The organism is Halorubrum sp. SS7, from assembly GCF_005435055.1.
Classification (GTDB): domain Archaea; phylum Halobacteriota; class Halobacteria; order Halobacteriales; family Haloferacaceae; genus Halorubrum; species Halorubrum salinarum.
Genome location: NZ_SGXV01000520.1, coordinates 1 through 282 on the forward strand (window position 1 = coordinate 1; position 282 = coordinate 282).

Here is a 282-nt window from a genome sequence, read left to right on the forward strand (position 1 = left end):
GGTAGGACGAAAGCGGAAAGCGTCCCTTTCCGAGTCGTAACAGCGGTCCGTGGATGTAATCCCGCGTGAGCGTAGACTCGAACCATGGTCTCCCGACACCGGCTCCGTTTCAGCGGGTTTGTGGTGACGGGTATCCTGATGGTCGGCGCCGGGTTGATCGAACTGTTCGAGGGGCTGTCAGCACTGTCCGGGGGTATCCCGGCAACCGAGGAGTTCCTCCTCGTCGCAATGCTCAGCGCCGCGGCCGAATGGGTGATCGCCGTTATCGTCCTCGGTCTGTTC

General features: G+C 61.7%; 1 pseudogene. It reads left to right on the top strand.

Going from position 1 to position 282, the window contains the following annotated elements:
- Positions 1 to 84 precede the first annotated feature (84 nt).
- Positions 85 to 282: pseudogene (locus EXE44_RS19015) on the top strand (SHOCT domain-containing protein); the annotation flags it as partial.